The sequence below is a fragment of the Phycisphaerae bacterium genome (genome assembly GCA_035384605.1).
GTDB lineage: Bacteria > Planctomycetota > Phycisphaerae > UBA1845 > PWPN01 > JAUCQB01.
Map to the genome: position 1 here is coordinate 1 of DAOOIV010000054.1, position 15,660 is coordinate 15,660.

Below are 15,660 nucleotides of genomic sequence, written 5' to 3' on the forward strand. Positions count from 1 at the left end.
ACCCAACCGAGATCTTAAGTCGTTATCGATTAAACACTTAAGGAAAACCGTGGCCAGTTTCCCGTCATCCGTTCCACCCCGAACACCTCGCCCAACCTCCCCACCCCGTCCACGTCCTTGGCCGAAAGGGTACGTAAAACGTAGCAGCCCGACCCCAAGACTGTTCCCAGACCCTCTTCTGCGGAAAAAGAAAGCAGGCCGGCGAGCAGCCGGCCTGCATCTGTCATGCTCGATTGTCAATCTGAGCGAATCGGCAACGCAACCCGAAATCAACGAGACGCAAGTGCCAAATCGTTGTCTTCGGTCGGCGGCAGCATCAGCACGCAACGGAAGCCGACGTTGTTACGGCGAGCGGCGGGCGGCAGCGACGCTCGTGTGTCAACCCGACACTGCTGAATCGGGTCCATGAACGAGCCGCCGCGTATGACTCGCTCGAGGCCAACCGGCGGGCCGACGCGGGCCTCGCGAATGTCCTTATGTTTCGGGCTCGGGTAGTTCCGGTCACCGAACGGCAAAGCTCCTCGCTCGAGGGCCGACGGAGGATCCTCCTCGCTCGGATAGGCATATCGACCGGGATCATACCAGTCGGCGCACCACTCCCACACGTTGCCGGCCATGTTGAACGCCCCGAAAGGACTGATGCCGGCCGAGTAACTCATCACCGGCGCCGGTCCCTGATAACCATCGTAGTAGTCCCGGCCGGTGCTGGCGTTGCACAGGTAGCGGGTTACGTCGCTCTGCTCTTCGTTACCCCAGGGATAGATGCGACGGTCGCTCCCGCGCGCTGCAGCCTCCCACTGAGCTTCGGTGGGCAGGCTCTTGCCGGCCCAAGCGGCATAGCCGTGGGCCTCGACCCATGACACGTTGCGGACCGGATGATGATCGTTCACGCCCGGCATATAGAACTGCCTGTAAGGCCCCTGCCGGGAATATCGACCGAACTGACAGTTGGTCACCTCATGAATATCCACGTAGAAATGATTCACCCGAACCGCGCGGGCAGGTACCTCATCCAGATCGGTGCCGCCGCCCATCATGAACTCTTGGGCCGGCACGTAGGCCATCACCATGCCGTCGGCCACGCACATGATATACCGCGGCCAGCCGCCGTAGTGGTCGTCAGGATTTTCCAGATCATACTGTCCGGAAAGCGGATAAAAACCCGGTGGCAGACTGACCCCTGCCGGCAACGGGGCGCCCCGATCCGCTGTACCGGCAGTGACATCCGTCGCCGAAGCGACCGTTATGCGGGCTTGCTTGTCCAGGCAGCATCCCACGCCGCCGGCGAGCAGCAGAACTACGGCCAGTACCGCACCTGCAAACCTGAACCGATTGTCAGACATCGTCGCACTCCTTTTGAGCAACCCGAACGCCGGCTCCTCTCAACTCCTGCGGGCTGAGATCCTTCATCGCTTCATGGGTTGTACGCAGCCAGTTCGCCGGGCGGCTCACCCCACTGCATGTGCCGACCGCCGATCCGCATGACCAGCAGCACTTCGCCGATTTCCTCGGCCGCTTCGACCACGTCTCGATAAGGTCGGACGACCTCCTGTGTGGCCAGCACGAGCATTCCCTCACGGATCATCACCCGATCCGCCTTAATCAGCGACTGCGTGCGCTGACGCAGAGCGATGAGCTTGTCGAGATTCTGTTGAGCTCGCTGACGCTTTCTCTCCCACCGGATGAACTCGCGATCGGTGCCCCAGAAGTTCGCGGAGGCATCGCTCACATCCGTGCGGAAGTTGTAGTAAGCCTCGCGGAAACGGGCCTCGGCGTATTCGATCTCCCGCTCCGCCGCGGCGATCTCAACCTCCGTCTTGCGGAGCAGCTTGTCGGCCTTCTCAAGGTCTGCCACCACGAAAACCTTCTCGACCACGTCGCCGGCCTTGACTCGTATCATGTCCTGCTCGTCAATGGCCGTGCGATACCCTTCGCCACGATACGGCACGAGTTCATCTCCGCGGGCTTCCACCCTCCGGTAATACTCCGAAGGCAACGCGATCGGTATCGCCGAACGGCGCTGGAAGATTCTGCCCATGGAGCTGTTGGCATGGCGAACGTCGAGTTCCCCGTAAATCGCCGCCCCCGGCACGCCTTCGACGCCGACGTACTTGAACTCGTAGCAGCCCGGTGACAGGTTAAAGACGCAGGCCTCTTCCGGCGTCCGCTCGAGGCGGTCGCCGAACGCGCCTGGCGGCAGGATTTGCCGCGACGAGTTTGGGCCCAGCGCCTGAATCTCGACCATCGCCCCAGGTGGCGCGTAAAAGTGCAACTGCGTCTGAGACCCACCTGCGCCGGCGCACAGACCGCCCCCGCAGTGGCATCCGGCCACACCCAGAGTCGCCACCAGGGCAAGGCAGACCAGAACATTCCTGCAAATCGACCGATTGCCTGGGTCGTAATCCGGACTCAACACGGGATGTCTCTCCTTCGCAAGGATTTCTCGGCAAACCTTGCCCGAGGCTACGGACAAGGTTCCATGTCGGTAGGCCCTGCCCCCCGCAGACCGGTAGAGCCATCGTGGGGCAACCCGGCACACTCTGACCTCAGCGCCAACTGAGGACTCGCCAAGTTACTATCAATGTAGCCGGACGTCCAAGTGTGTCAACCCTGTCAGCGGTAATCGAGCTAAGAGAAAAACGGCTCAAAAGAGGCCTCGCAGGACACGAAACCCAGAAGTCACCTCGACCCGGCCTTTCCGTCGGCCATATCAACAGGGCCGCGTGGAAAGCCGAGCAGCCACCCCCCTACCCACGTCAGGACAATCGAGCGAGGACAACTCGCTGGCACGGGCACAGCGAATCCGTCGATACCTTCGTTCCTCAGGTAAGCGACCTATGGGCCCCCTCGGCAGAGCCCTGAGTCCAAGCCCCCGAAGAGACCAAGTCATAAGATTATTCATAAGAGTGGGTTACATTCGGTCCAGAATCACTGAACTCGCCGTATCTGAACCCAGACATGCCAACAGGAGGACCAATCGCCCGGCACCTCACTCCTCCTCACCTGAACGCCGCTCAATGTCGGCCCCCAGAGCCTGCAGCCTACGTTCAACCCGCTCGTAACCCCGGTCAATGTGGTAAACACGGTTGACCCGGGTTTCGCCCTTGGCCACAAGCCCCGCCAGCACCAAGGCAGCGGAAGCTCGCAAGTCAGAGGCCATGACAGGGGCACCTACCAGTCGCTTCACGCCTTGAATGATCACCGTCGGCCCTTCCTTGCGAAGTTTGGCCCCGAGTCGGCTCAGTTCGCCCACATGCATGAAACGGTCGGGGTAGATCTTCTCGGTAATGATGCTGTTGCCGTCGGCCAGACAAAGCAGAGCCATGGTTTGGGCTTGCAGGTCGGTCGGGAATCCTGGATAGGGCTGAGTCGTGATATCAACCGGCTCAAGCCGCCGGGTACTGCTGACCACGACTTCATCGCCTTCTCGCTCCACGTTGACGCCGATCAGCCGCAAGCGGTCAACCAACGCCAGGAGATGCTCCAGCCTGCAGTTGCGCAACCTGATCTCGCCATTGGTGATGGCGCCGGCGATGATGAACGTCCCAGCCTCGATTCGGTCGGGAATAATCGTGTACTCACAACCGGTCAGTTTCTTCACCCCGTCGATCGTGATTCTCGGGGAACCATGCCCAGTGATCCGGGCACCACAGGCGTTGAGAAAGTTGGCTAGGTCGGCCACTTCAGGCTCGCACGCCGCGGACTCAATCACCGTCCGACCTTCGGCAAGTACGGCCGCCATCATGACGTTGGCCGTACCGGTGACCGTGGAGCCGAAAGGCCCTCCCAAGAATAGCTCCGTACCGGTCAACCGCTTGGCTTTCAGGAGAACGTCGCCGTTAATCAAGTCGGCCTCTGCGCCCAATGCCTGCAAGCCCAGGATGTGAAGATTGATCGGCCGGTCGCCGATGGCACATCCTCCGGGAAGGCTGACTTGTGACCGACCCCGCTTGCCGAGAAGCGGCCCCATCACACAAACGCTGGCCCGCATCTGTCGAACCAGTTCATAATCTGCGTGACAATTCATCTCATCCTGAACCTTTAGTCGAAGGGTTCCTCCCGGCTCTCGCACCGAGGAAACCCCAAGCTTGTTCAGGAGCTTTTCCATCGAACGGATGTCCATCAGATCAGGGACGTTCCTGAGGACGACCTCGCCTTCACACAGGATTGATGCCGCCATGATGGGAAGTGCGGCGTTTTTCGCCCCGTTGATGTCCACCGTACCACGTAATCGCTTGCCGCCATTGATGCGAAAATAGTCCACAGACCCGCTCCTTCAGATCGGTAACTACCCTTGATCCAACGCACACCTGCCTTAGGCTGATACACCACCCCAGCCTTGGAGGCCAATGAAAGCCCTGTGCTCACGCCAGCACTGGCTTTCGTCGGTATTCATCATCGGCCTAAATCGCCTATTTCACAAGTCTTCGTGTCGTCTTGTCGAACCCGCTGAGCACGGATGGAGCCGATACCGCTGGCCCGGTCCAAGCCGATTTGGACGCCCTTGGACGGATTATCGACGCTCGCTGGTCGGCTACGAGCAGATAGGGAATAGGGACCGGTACCTACTGCGGCTCAGCGGGCGCTACCGCACCAAGCGGTGGCGATTGCTCACGATGCGATTTGGCGAGCGCCGCCAAGTCATCCAGCTTGATGGTGGCAGTCAAGCTGGCCATGAATTGCCGCAAGGCCTCATGGCGTCGCCGGGCGATGGCACGAACAGCCTCGAAACGAAGGGACTCGTTGATACGAGCCTCCCAGTATTTGTATTCCTCTTGCCGTTGCCATGCCGTCAGGAGTTGCTCCATGGTCTTGCCCTCCCAGCGGCACTTGCGAATCATCAGGTCGATGTACGGCGGCCCGATCTGGTCGAGATCGTCCGCATCTGCCAGAATCTGGGCTTCCACCAGACGAGTCCGGCGGTTGCCCGACTGCCGAATGGCAGACATGGCCCGCTCAATAACCCCTCCGGGCACGACACCCTTGAGATGAATCTCTATCCAGTCGGCAGCCATCTCACGATAGGCATCCGGTGTTGGACGAAGTAGCAGCTCACGATGTGAAATGTCCCCGGCCCGACACTGCAATACCCAGCCCATCGCGTGATACAAGGCCGCGACCGTCAGGGCCTCCGGATTGAAGGATCCCGCTGCAATCTCCGGCAATCGCGAGATGTATTCGCAGATTCGGGCAACACGGGCACTATGCTCCCAGACGATCGGGTCTGGTGCCGCTTTCTCAACTGCTACGCACAGATCTCGCTCAGCCCGTTGCCAGAGATGGTCCGCCATGGCCCCTCCAGGCCCTGACTCGCCCAGAATCACCGACGGGAGTCGCAGGATACCAGCGCGGCAGGAGTCACTGCGCCGCCCCGGAGACCCTTGGCCCGGCAGCCGACGCTCTTGGCCGTCGGGCCCGGCCCCCCGGGTGCAGAATGGCATCAGGGCCGCAAATGCCGCAACGTTCGCTCTTACATTATCTTCAAGAGCGACTCCATTGCCAGTCTTTTTTGAGCAGAATTTTAATGGCGGAGTCGTATTTGCGTTGGACAAGCGCGGCCGGCAAACGCACTTTGGGGGTGTTCCTTTGTATCTGGTCAATGTCCTCCTGAAGCGCCCACCCCATGCAGCGCTTCCGCCCGGCTCAGTTTGGGCCAGCCGTAGCCGTAGATCGCGATCAGAAGGAAACAGACCAAGGGCACGATGAAACCGCGCGACATGTCGTAGTGGTCGGCAACGGCCCCCATCAGCTTCGGCAGCAGTGCGCCGCCCACAATGGCCATGACGATGTAGGCCGACGCGCCTTTCGCCTTACTGCCTAAGCCGTAGATGCCCAGGGCAAAGATGGTCGGGAACATAATGGACATGAAGAAATAGCTTACGAAGACGCTCACCACTGAAAGCCAGCCGAGCTTGCAGAAGACCACCAGGCAGGCGATAACGTTCAGCACTGCGTAGAGGCCCACGATTCTGTGCGCGGAAACCCGCCGCAGCAGCGCAGCCCCCACGACTCGTCCCACGAGGAAGCAAATGAACCCGAATGACGCCAAGTTGGCTGCGAACTGGTTCGTAAAGCCCACAACGCCGTCCTGATAGGCCAGTTCCTTCGGATACGCATCGGCCAGCAAAAGCCGGTTGAGCCGCAGCCTGTTCTGACCCTTGGGATCCTGGGCCAGCAGTTTCCTCGCCTCGTCACGCAGTTCGATTCCTTTGAATCGTTCGGGCTCGTAAAGGTTTTCCTTCTGGATCAGATTATTCAGGTCCTGCATCATGGCAACGCGGGCCGCCGTCTCGCCCACGGTACGGTTCTTGAATTCGGCCAAGGTTTGGCGGGTCGAATCAGAGAGCTTGGCGGCCAGGTAGGACGACAGTGGATCCTCTTCTCCCGGCGAGGTCAGCTTCTCGGCAAGGGATGGCACGTCCTTGAAATCGGTCCCGAGGAATGCCGTTCTGAGCCCTACCCACTTGCTATCCTCTTTCAGCCAGGAGGCCGGCAGTGAGGGCGGCTCAGAAGTGACGTAATTAATCAGAAAGCTGAAGATGCCCGCCTGAGCGGCCACGTAGAAAAACTGGGCCAGTACGGCACCCGTGAAGTGCTCGTGCGACCAGATGCTGTGATGCGATAGCCGCTTGGTTGCGCCGACAAGCCAGATCGCCGCAATCACAACTGCAAGGCAGCCGAAGGCGAAAAGCGTCAACAGCAGGGCGGTATCGGCGGTGATGACGAAACGGGATGTGAGCGGCAGCGCCGAGACAAACTTCGCAAGGCGCGGACCAAGACCCATGGAACCGAGGGCCAGCCAGAGAATCATGCCAAACACGCCCAACAATGCACAAATGTTGCCCAGCAACAGAACGAACGACAACCCGCGGTTCACCTTTCGGATGACCGGCGCTTTGCCTCCGGCGTCACTGTTTTCATCAATCGCATAGTCATCTTTGGCCTTGATGTCCGGCACCGGTGCGAAGAAAAAGACCACGGCCAGCAGCAAGACCACCACCGCCACGCCGACGTAAGGAATCCATAGCGTCCTAGAACCCGTGCTCCGCCCGAATTCATCCGTGCCATAAAAGAATAATCCGCCAGCGATCGGTCCCAGCACCCAACCGACGCCGTTGCACGATTGGGCCAGGTTGATGCGCGTGGCGGCATAACGCGGCGGTCCCAGCACGGTGGTATAGGGGTTGGCGACCGTCTCGAGAAACGTCAGGCCGGAGGCCACGACGCACACGCCGAGAAGAAAGGCTGCGAAGGCCATGTTCTGCGAGACCGCCGCCACGTCCGACGTGGCCAAGGCCGCGATTTTCGTCGCTGGCAGAAACCAGAAGCCGCCCACAGCCACCAGCAGGAGCCCAGCGATGATGCCGCCCTTGTACCCCAGGCGCGTCGCCAGCCAACCTGCTGGAATCGACATGAGGAAGTAGCCCATCCAGTGCGCGAACTGCACCCAGGCCGATTGCGACAGGCTCAGGCCCAGTTCCTCCTGGAAGTGCTTGTCCATCACGTCAATCATACCGTTGCAGAATCCCCACAGGAGGAACAACGAACTGACGAGACAGAACGTGAGAAGCACGTTTCTGCCGTCGGGCAGGACGAACATGCTTTGCTTTTCGGCCATCGCGTTGAGGGCTGGCTGGGTCTGAGTACTCATGGTATTCGGGTCTCTCTGGATACGGATCGGCCGCCACGCATCTGTTGTCGGCCGGAATTCACATCACACACTGCCAAGCTGGCTTATTTCCTGAACACAGTCTTGATTTCCTCAAGGGAGACCCCCAGCGTCGCCTTGGCGATCCTGTCGAGCGCGGATTCCGGTCCGGTGAGGTGGATTGTGCGGTGCGTGTGAGTCAGGCTCTCGCCCGGCCCCAGCGCCGCGGCCGGGGAGGAAGATTCGAGCTCGTAAAATGGTCCCATCGGCTTGGCACCCAGGGTAGGTGGTCCGTCATTGTAGCTGTTGGCTGCGTCACCGTTGTAGGGATCGTCCTGCAGCTTCCAGAGCGAGTTCACGTAATCCGTGACGCCCGCCGGCTGGTTGAACTGCACGATCGTGAGAACCTTGTTGTCCGCGTCGTAGCTGCCGAGAATCGCCTTGCTGCGCCGCGGGCTGATACCGATCTTGCTCCTGTATTGACCGTCTGCACGCAGGAATACCGCGTCATCTCGCACCACCAGACGATCCGACGGCACCTCGCCGAAGTAATCCGAAGTGACCTTCTTGCCCAGTTCCGACTCCGGTCCGGCTTTGATAGGTACTACGACCGTCGTGGCCGGCGTTGGATTGAACATACCGAGGATCCAGACGGACAGCAGTCCCGTTTCCTTCTTCCAGGGTTCCTTGCCTTTGTTGGTGATCTTGTTGTTCGAGGCATAGGCCACAAGACTCACGTCCTTGGCGGCCTTCAATCCGAGTCTCTCATAGGCTGCCTCCGGCGTGAGCAGCTCCACCTCCCGCTCGACGCCCACGGTGAAAACCGTGCCGGAGTAGTTCGTCAGCGAAAACTCGGCGCCGAAGACCGCCTTGTCGTCCGCCTCGCGGAGAACCTTGAAGGGTTCCGTGTCGAAGATGGCCGGTGTTTGCCAGTCCTCGAATACGAACTTCTTGCCTTTCGCAAAAAAGATAGAGAATTGCCCGCCTTCCGGCCCCATCCAGAAGCGGTCTTCGCCGCCGAAAGCATTCATATGGGGAAGAATCTTCCCCGAAGCGATCAACTCGCGGTTGATCCATCCGAAACTGGGGCCGTTATCACCGCCCGTCGTGCTGGTCATCACGCGTCCCTGCCAGGCCGGCACGAGAGCGACTTTGGCGAGACCCGGCTTGTCGGCCAGGACGATCAAGTCGGTGTGCCTTTTCAGGAACGCAATGTCATCGCCAAAAGTGGCGCCGGATGCGGAGGGTGGAGTCAAATTCATCGCTGTAACAGTGGCAATTGCTGCGGCCAGAAGTTTGTGGTTCATAGACATTTCACATTTCATAGTGCAACGGTTACGCTTGACGCTGTGTGCAAGCGACCGCGGAAGTCTACCACGCTCGATCCCCCTCATCAAGTCCTCGCCGAAGGGTTCAGCGTTGGGGGTTCGGGGTTCAGAGGAGGGGGTGTTTCAACAGAGCGGGCAGGCCGGATCACGCCGGGTTCAATGTGGGCGGGCAGTGGCCCGCCGAGCTGATGGAACAGAGGAGGAGTGATTCATGGGCGATGGCGCAAAGGTCGTATTGATCACCGGGGCGAGTAGCGGCATGGGAGCGGCGGCGGCCATCCGGCTGGCGCGTGACCGGGCGAAGGTGGTTCTGGCTGCCCGGCGCGAAGATCGATTGAAGCAAGTAGCCGAGCAGGTCCGCCAAGCGGGCGGCGAGGCTCTTGTCTGTGTCACGGACGTCACCCGGCTCGCGGATATCCGGGCAATGATTGCCCGAACGATGGAGACCTACGGACGCATCGACGTTCTCTACAACAACGCCGGGCTCATGCGGGTCGCACCCATAGAGCAGCTTTCTCACGAAGACATCGAGCAGATGATTAGCGTCAATGTCCTGGGAGCCGTTCGGGTGCTCAAAGAGACCGTTCCGATCTTTAAGAAACAGGACAGCGGGCTGATTATCAACGTTTCCTCAGTGCTCGGCCGCAAGACCCGGGCCACAGCCTGGGTCTACGCCGGAACGAAGTGGGCGATCACGGCGATCAACGAGGGTCTCCGCGAGGAACTGGCCGGTACAAGGATCCGCGTATGTTCGCTGCAGCCCGGCGTCGTGGACACGGAACTCTTCGACGCGTTCGAGGTTCACCCGGCCCAGTGGCAGAAAATCACACACATGGTCAAGCCCCAGGACGTTGCGGAGCTCATCGCCTTCATCGTCAGCCGACCGTGGTACTTCAATATCAACGAGGTGCTCTTCCGGCCGACACAGCAGGTCGTTTAGCGGGAATCTGCCGAGTGGACAGGGGCGTCGAAAACGGGCACAATCCTGAGGATTTGCTGTCGGTTGCCAAGGCGTCAAGCCGTGAGGATACGCGGAGCTTGGCCGCCGACAGTGAATGATTCCCGAGAACCCGAGCGGCCATATGGCCAGGAGGCACGAAATGAGGATGCACGGTTTCGTTTTCGCACTGGTCGTTGTCAGTGGCCCGGCACCCGCGTTTGCTGCCAACCAGGCGGTTCTTTGGCGCGACCACAAGCCCCAAGCTCGCTTGATTCAGCCGCAGCTTGGTGAACCGGTCAAGGACATTGTGGACATCACCGTCAATGGCGCGCTCGCCGAATGGTGCGGCTGGACGCTGCCCAAGGTTACACGCGCCGACCAGCCCGGCCTTTACATCGCCGTCGGTGACGAGAAGAACAACCCGGTCATCGGCAGGCTGGTCCAGGCGGGGCTCAAGCTGGATCGTGCCGACCTGGGCCCCGAAGGTTTCCGAATTCTGACGCATGAGGCCGGGGACCGTCGGTTCATCGTGATCACCGCCAATAGCCCCGTCGGGCTTAAGCACGGCTGCCAAGAACTTCTGTTCTTCCGCATCAGCATCACGTCAGAAGGAGCCTCAGTCGATTGGCCACTTGACGTGAAGATGAAGCCCGCTTTCGGCTATCGCGGTACTTACATGTTGCCTTGCTGGTCGGCGTACGATTCTCTGGAGAACTGGAAACGTGTCCTGAAGTTCCACTCCGAGCTGACGCTCAATCGCAACTGGTTCTGGCTGGCGGGGTTTCCGCTGCTGGAGCAGTACGGGGGCGAGTACCAGAAAAGCGACTTGGCCAACGGCTGGAACGTCAATGCCCTGGTCGAGCTGTGCCGGGCGGAGGGTATGAAGTTCTACATCGGAGGCGGTTGGTTCACCTGGCATCATGAAAAGATCGCCGACAAATCGATCGACCGCGGGATCCAGTGGTATCTGGACATGATTGAGCTCTTGCCCGGAACAGAGGGTATCTATCTTGAACCCCCCGGCGAGGGACGCGAAGTTGACGAGAAGACCTGGCAGGAGAGGACAGAGGCATTGGCCAGGATGGCCCAGACCATCTGGAAAAAGCGGCCCGAATTCGAGTTTGCCATTGCCATCGGAAAGTTCAATGATCCGAAATACCGGCAAGCGATTCATGCCATTGACGACAAGCGGATCTACTGGTGGTGGTGCTGGGGCGATCCGATCATGCAGAACGCGTTGACGGAACACCCTCTCATCCTCCGGTGGCACACCACGATACAGATGAGCGACTACCACGGATCCACGTCGCCGCCGGAGCCGCGGGAGGCGTCACTTACGGGATTTGCGACAAGTTATGACCCCGGCCAGGGATACGGCAATCCTTGGAACGGCTGGCCGGCCATGGGGCACGACAAACCTCGAAACGTCGACCCACGAACAATGCCCTTCTTCTCCCATCAGTACCGGTTCAGGGAACGGTGCTGGAACGTCGGAATCTCAGAGGAGGCTTTTGCGGCGCGCATGGCCCGCCGGCTGTTTGATGCCGACATGGCCGCCGACGCCATCGGCCAGTACCTCAGCCTGGCCGCAATGTGCCCGAAACCGCTTGAGGCCGACCAGAAGGAGCTTGCCAAGATCACCGGTTTCGTCGATCAGAACGCGGGGCGCGGCACACCCCGCAACAGAGACACGCTTGCCCGGATGAGGGAGGCGATCGACGGAATCCTCGCGACCCGAGCCAAGGAAAGCAAGCCCAGATAATCGCTTGCCTCGGAAGGCCAATGTCGTTAGAAACACGGTGGAGACGTTTCGTCTTTACGCCGATCAGCACGCGACCGCTGGCGGGAGGGCTCCACAATGATGAAAACCGGCTCATGGTGGCGACGTCTGCGAATTCCGTGGAGGAGGCATGAAACAATGGAAGCTTCGACCGGAAGTCTGCCCGAGGTAGGCGAAGACGGGCTCCTCGCCGACCCTGTCGAGACGGCCGGCAAGGAAGAAGAAACCATGCCCGACAGGGCACCGCGGCCGCTGGCTCGCTGGAACAAGCGGGACCAGACGCTCGCTAAGTTGCAGGAAGGTTACGAGCAGGTCACGCGAGTGATTCAGGAGATTCAGAACCACCTGGTCGCCCAGTCCGACCGAAGCGAGCGAATCTGCAATTCGCTCGAGCAGTTGGCACGTTCGGTCAACGAGTTGCCGGCTATTGCTCGGACACAAACCCAGACGCTTGAGACAATCGCCGCCCATATCGAGGCAACAGGCAGCCGCACACGACAGATGGCCGAATCGCTCGCCGATGTGCCCAAGCTGGCGAAGGCCCAGAGCGAATCGCTGATCAGCATCAACCGGCAACTGGAGATCGCGGGCGAGCAGCGCTCGCTAACCTGCCAGACGCTCGACCGGATGGGCTCAGCCTTGGGAACACTGAGCGGTTCCGCCCAGAGCCAGACCGAACGTCTCAAAACGATCGGCGACCGAACCGAGCAACAGGTGGAGCTGCTGACAGAAATGATCTCTCGGCAGAACAGGCGGTTCATCATGCTGTTTGTGGTGACGATCATTCTGGCAGGTGCGGCCTTGACGGCCATAGCATTTCTGGCGTGGTCCGCGCAGCGTGGCCAGCCTTGACAAGGCCGCTCTGCCGGCGTCATCGCCACCCCCCTGCCGGTCATCGCTTGGAGGAAACAAGGACAAACGTCATCGCGATGAGCTGAAGTGCGATGGTGAAAAGGATGCGCAGGACCGGCTCACTGTAGTTGTTTGCGTTCAACAGGCCGAACACCGCCCAGATCAGGGCCACAAACGCCAGCACCTGGAACAGCATGCCCACGATCGCCGGCAACGACACGTCGACCGTCTGTTGTCGCCGATCGACCATCCGAAGGAAGCTGAGAATCTCCCGAAGCGTCTCCCCGGCGCCGGTCTCCAGCGGGGCCTCGGACTTGTCGTTCGACGATCGCGAGCAGTTGAGCACGGCGTCCACCGCCTCGGACAGGGAACTCACTACGAAATCGACGTCTTTGTGATTTCGTAGTTTTTCTCTCTCAACGGGATCGGGCTCAATGACCACGGTTCGACAGCCGGCCGCACGGCCCGCCTGCGCATCGCGCAGCGAGTTGCCGATGCTCCACGAAGCCGCCAAGTCGATCTTTCGTTCCAATGAGGCTTTGAGAAGCATGCCCGGTCGCGGCTTGCGCAGGTCGCTGTCCTGACGGTACGCTTCGACCACGGCCTCCTCGCCCGGCAGGTAGGGACAGTAGTAGATGGCATCGATAGCAGCCCCTTCGGCCGCCAGAAGATCCCGCAACCGCTGATGGACGCTCTCCAGGATCGACTCATCCAGGAAGCCGCGGGCGATACCGGACTGGTTGGTGGCAATGATGTTCTCGAAACCGGCGGCGGAGACACGTTTAAGAGCTTCAGCAGCCCCGGGCAGCAACCGAACCTGGTCACGGCTGCTGATATAACCCGGGTCTTCGATCAGAGTTCCGTCCCGATCCCAGAAGACTGCTGCAGATGACATCGTGCGTCCTCACCTGTTTCGGAAGGCTCGGAAGACAGTAGCCTAGCCGAGGAAGAGGCTCAGAGCAAACCGTCCTCGGAACCGATCTGGTCCCGGGCGGGCGCAGCTCGGCTTGACAAGGGCCGCTAGAGAAAGATCTCGGCAACGGCTCCGGCGGCATATCGTCGCAACAAGTCTGGATCGACCTCGACGCCCCATCCCGGTCCTGACAAGGTCTGGAATCGTCCGCCAAAGCCGAAGCGGATCGGCTTCTTGACGACGTCTCCACGCAGCAGAAACCGCCCGTAGCTGCCTTCAGCGAACCACACACCCGGCACGCACTCGAGGTATTTCCGGCCGGCGGCCGACAAAACGCTTGTCTCGCCCACCATGCATCCCAGTTGATGTCGAATCCCATGCCTGCCCGCCCAGTGAGCCAACCGCAACGAGGGCAGAAACCCTCCGTTCTTGCTGAGCCGAATGTTGAACGCGTCGGCGATGCCCATGCGGTGCAGTCGCTCCGCGTCGGCCTGCGTCACGAGCGACTCGTCGTGCATGATGGGTGACCGGGTATCGTTCTTCAGCCGAATGAGCTGCTCCTCGCATCCCGGCGCGAGAGGCTGTTCGATGCAGGCAATGGGGTGACTCCGCAACGCCTTGCAAATCTCGATCGCCCGTTCGATCGACCAGGAACCATTGGCATCCAGCCGAAGCGTTGCCCCGTTCCTCAGGGCCCGGCGCAGGGAGTTCGCGACCGCCGATACCCGCTCCACATCGTCCTCATAGCCGACCTTGAGCTTGAAATCCCGCAAACCGAACAAGCGCATCTTGCGAACCGATCGACGCAACCGGACGATGTCGTCACCGGAGAGGACGCCGCTGTAGCGGACACGACGCGCACTTCCGGGGCTCCCCAGACCGGGCAGCCCCAGCCAGCCGGCCACTTCAGCGATGTCCCGGTCGAAGAATCGGCTGTAGACATCCAGAAGGGCCAACTCGACGCCTGCTCGAGCGGCGCATATCAGCCGTCCCTCGTCATCGAGGAACGGCAGCGCGTCGATACGCTCAAGTGCCTCTGCGAAACTTGAGGGACGGAAGGTAAGCAGCTCGGCGGTCAGCGGCCCGCGGATCGTCGTCAGGACGGATTCCGCGTTCTCTCGTGTCACATAGGGTCGAGGCAACGTCTCGCCATATCCCATCGTTCCGCCGCCCAGCTCGATTTGCACTATGATAGGGTCGGCGTGAACGCGGCTGTGCGCGGCATGGCTGAAAGCATGCCGCAAGGGAATGGATAACGGGAAAACACGAACGCAGGCAATCTGCGACTGGCGCATCAGGATTTCGCCGCTGGTCTGGCCTCCGTTTGCCCCTTTCGACGAACCCCCGGCACGGAGCCACGCCGCACCATTCTCAGCCTTGGCCGGCTGATTGTCCAGACGCAAGGTCCGAGAACCCCTCGGCTGCTGATGAAGCCTCTTGCGTTGGCCGATGAAACCTGACCGGGAGGATTTCGCGCATGGAGAAGGCCGTTGTGCTCGCCAGCGGGGGTGTCAACAGCACGGTGGCCATCGCGGTCACGCGTGAACAGTATGAGCCTCACCTTTTCCACATCAACTGGGGGCATCGAGCTGCCGAGCGCGAAGCGATTGCCTTTCAGCAGACCGCCAGCGCCATGGGGATTGAGAACACGATGCTGGTCGAGATGCCCGCCCTGTCCACTTGGGGCGGAAATGCTCGCGCCAGCAGGCGTCTGGCCATTGAGGATGCAGCCGCCCTGGAGAAAGGCACACCGGCCACCTTCGCGTTTGCTCTACTCCCGACCATGTTGAGCGCGGCGGCGTCCTGGGCCGGTTCAATCGGTGCCCGCCGCCTTGTGATCGGCGTCAGTGAAGATCACGGTGTCCCCGGTCCGGCGATTTCCGAGCTCTATCCCGATCATCGCATTGAGTTCATTCAGACCTTCAACCTGATGCTCAAGTACGCCATCCCGGCCGGTCAGGAACTGGTTGTCGAGGCCCCCCTGCTTGAGATGACGCGCCCGGAAGTCGTTCGACTGGGCATGCGGCTCGAGGTTCCCTTCAAACTGACCTGGAGCTGCTACGCCAATAATGACAGGCCCTGTGACCGATGCCTGGCCTGCCACAACCGGGCGGCGGGATTCCTGCAGGCCAAGCTTCCTGATCCGCTGGTTCTCTCCGAGAAGGTGGTGGTGCTCTGAGAGAGGAACGAAAGCCCGAT

The 15,660-nt window shown here is 60.6% G+C and carries 11 protein-coding genes and 1 pseudogene; 4 read left to right on the forward strand and 8 right to left on the reverse strand.

The window, feature by feature from the left end; genetic code table 11:
* Nucleotides 1-269 precede the first annotated feature (269 nt).
* From PLL20_12770 to PLL20_12795, 6 genes and pseudogenes are all read right to left on the reverse strand, one after another.
* The gene (locus PLL20_12770) at nt 270-1,343 is read right to left on the reverse strand and encodes a formylglycine-generating enzyme family protein (GenBank protein ID HPD30864.1); all 1,074 of its coding nucleotides are present in this window, start codon (nt 1,341-1,343) and stop codon (nt 270-272) included.
* Between the two features lie 71 nt (nt 1,344-1,414).
* The gene (locus PLL20_12775; protein HPD30865.1) at nt 1,415-2,416 is read right to left on the reverse strand and encodes a hypothetical protein; all 1,002 of its coding nucleotides are present in this window, start codon (nt 2,414-2,416) and stop codon (nt 1,415-1,417) included.
* 573 nt (nt 2,417-2,989) lie between these two features.
* Nucleotides 2,990-4,264, reverse strand: coding sequence for a UDP-N-acetylglucosamine 1-carboxyvinyltransferase (gene murA, locus PLL20_12780; GenBank protein HPD30866.1), 1,275 nt, complete (start codon nt 4,262-4,264; stop codon nt 2,990-2,992).
* A 301-nt stretch (nt 4,265-4,565) separates the two neighbouring features.
* The gene (locus tag PLL20_12785) at nt 4,566-5,291 is read right to left on the reverse strand and encodes an HD domain-containing protein (protein HPD30867.1); all 726 of its coding nucleotides are present in this window, start codon (nt 5,289-5,291) and stop codon (nt 4,566-4,568) included.
* 1,220 nt (nt 5,292-6,511) lie between these two features.
* A pseudogene (locus PLL20_12790) lies at nt 6,512-7,501 on the reverse strand (MFS transporter).
* A gap of 233 nt (nt 7,502-7,734) precedes the next feature.
* A complete protein-coding gene (locus PLL20_12795) occupies nt 7,735-8,955 on the reverse strand; it encodes a hypothetical protein (protein HPD30868.1) in 1,221 nt (406 codons plus the stop codon).
* 232 nt (nt 8,956-9,187) lie between these two features.
* On the opposite strand from PLL20_12795, the gene PLL20_12800 reads away from it, so the two are divergent.
* The 3 genes from PLL20_12800 (at nt 9,188) to PLL20_12810 (ending at nt 12,548) form a co-directional block, all read left to right on the forward strand.
* Nucleotides 9,188-9,916, forward strand: coding sequence for an SDR family oxidoreductase (locus PLL20_12800; protein ID HPD30869.1), 729 nt, complete (start codon nt 9,188-9,190; stop codon nt 9,914-9,916).
* A 160-nt stretch (nt 9,917-10,076) separates the two neighbouring features.
* On the forward strand, nt 10,077-11,678 hold the full coding sequence (locus PLL20_12805; protein HPD30870.1) for a hypothetical protein: 1,602 nt from the start codon (nt 10,077-10,079) through the stop codon (nt 11,676-11,678).
* A 156-nt stretch (nt 11,679-11,834) separates the two neighbouring features.
* On the forward strand, nt 11,835-12,548 hold the full coding sequence (locus PLL20_12810) for a hypothetical protein (protein ID HPD30871.1): 714 nt from the start codon (nt 11,835-11,837) through the stop codon (nt 12,546-12,548).
* A gap of 40 nt (nt 12,549-12,588) precedes the next feature.
* Here PLL20_12810 and PLL20_12815 read toward each other — a convergent pair whose 3' ends face one another.
* Entirely contained in the window at nt 12,589-13,443 is an 855-nt protein-coding gene (locus PLL20_12815; protein ID HPD30872.1) for an HAD family hydrolase, read from the reverse strand.
* Between the two features lie 125 nt (nt 13,444-13,568).
* Complete coding sequence (locus PLL20_12820; GenBank protein ID HPD30873.1) at nt 13,569-14,864, reverse strand: enolase C-terminal domain-like protein; 1,296 nt, start codon at nt 14,862-14,864, stop codon at nt 13,569-13,571.
* Nucleotides 14,865-14,938: 74 nt separating this feature from the next.
* Between PLL20_12820 and PLL20_12825 the strand changes: the two genes are divergently transcribed.
* On the forward strand, nt 14,939-15,640 hold the full coding sequence (locus PLL20_12825) for a 7-cyano-7-deazaguanine synthase (GenBank protein ID HPD30874.1): 702 nt from the start codon (nt 14,939-14,941) through the stop codon (nt 15,638-15,640).
* Nucleotides 15,641-15,660: the final 20 nt, after the last annotated feature.

Bases quoted from the DNA above. Each gene is read 5' to 3' on its own strand.
- PLL20_12770 (HPD30864.1), bottom strand. From the start codon at position 1,343: ATGTCTGACAATCGGTTCAGGTTTGCAGGTGCGGTACTGGCCGTAGTT.
- PLL20_12785 (HPD30867.1), bottom strand. From the start codon at position 5,291: ATGGCGGACCATCTCTGGCAACGGGCTGAGCGAGATCTGTGCGTAGCA.
- PLL20_12795 (HPD30868.1), bottom strand. From the start codon at position 8,955: ATGAACCACAAACTTCTGGCCGCAGCAATTGCCACTGTTACAGCGATG.
- PLL20_12800 (HPD30869.1), top strand. From the start codon at position 9,188: ATGGGCGATGGCGCAAAGGTCGTATTGATCACCGGGGCGAGTAGCGGC.
- PLL20_12805 (HPD30870.1), top strand. From the start codon at position 10,077: ATGAGGATGCACGGTTTCGTTTTCGCACTGGTCGTTGTCAGTGGCCCG.
- PLL20_12810 (HPD30871.1), top strand. From the start codon at position 11,835: ATGGAAGCTTCGACCGGAAGTCTGCCCGAGGTAGGCGAAGACGGGCTC.
- PLL20_12815 (HPD30872.1), bottom strand. From the start codon at position 13,443: ATGTCATCTGCAGCAGTCTTCTGGGATCGGGACGGAACTCTGATCGAA.
- PLL20_12825 (HPD30874.1), top strand. From the start codon at position 14,939: ATGGAGAAGGCCGTTGTGCTCGCCAGCGGGGGTGTCAACAGCACGGTG.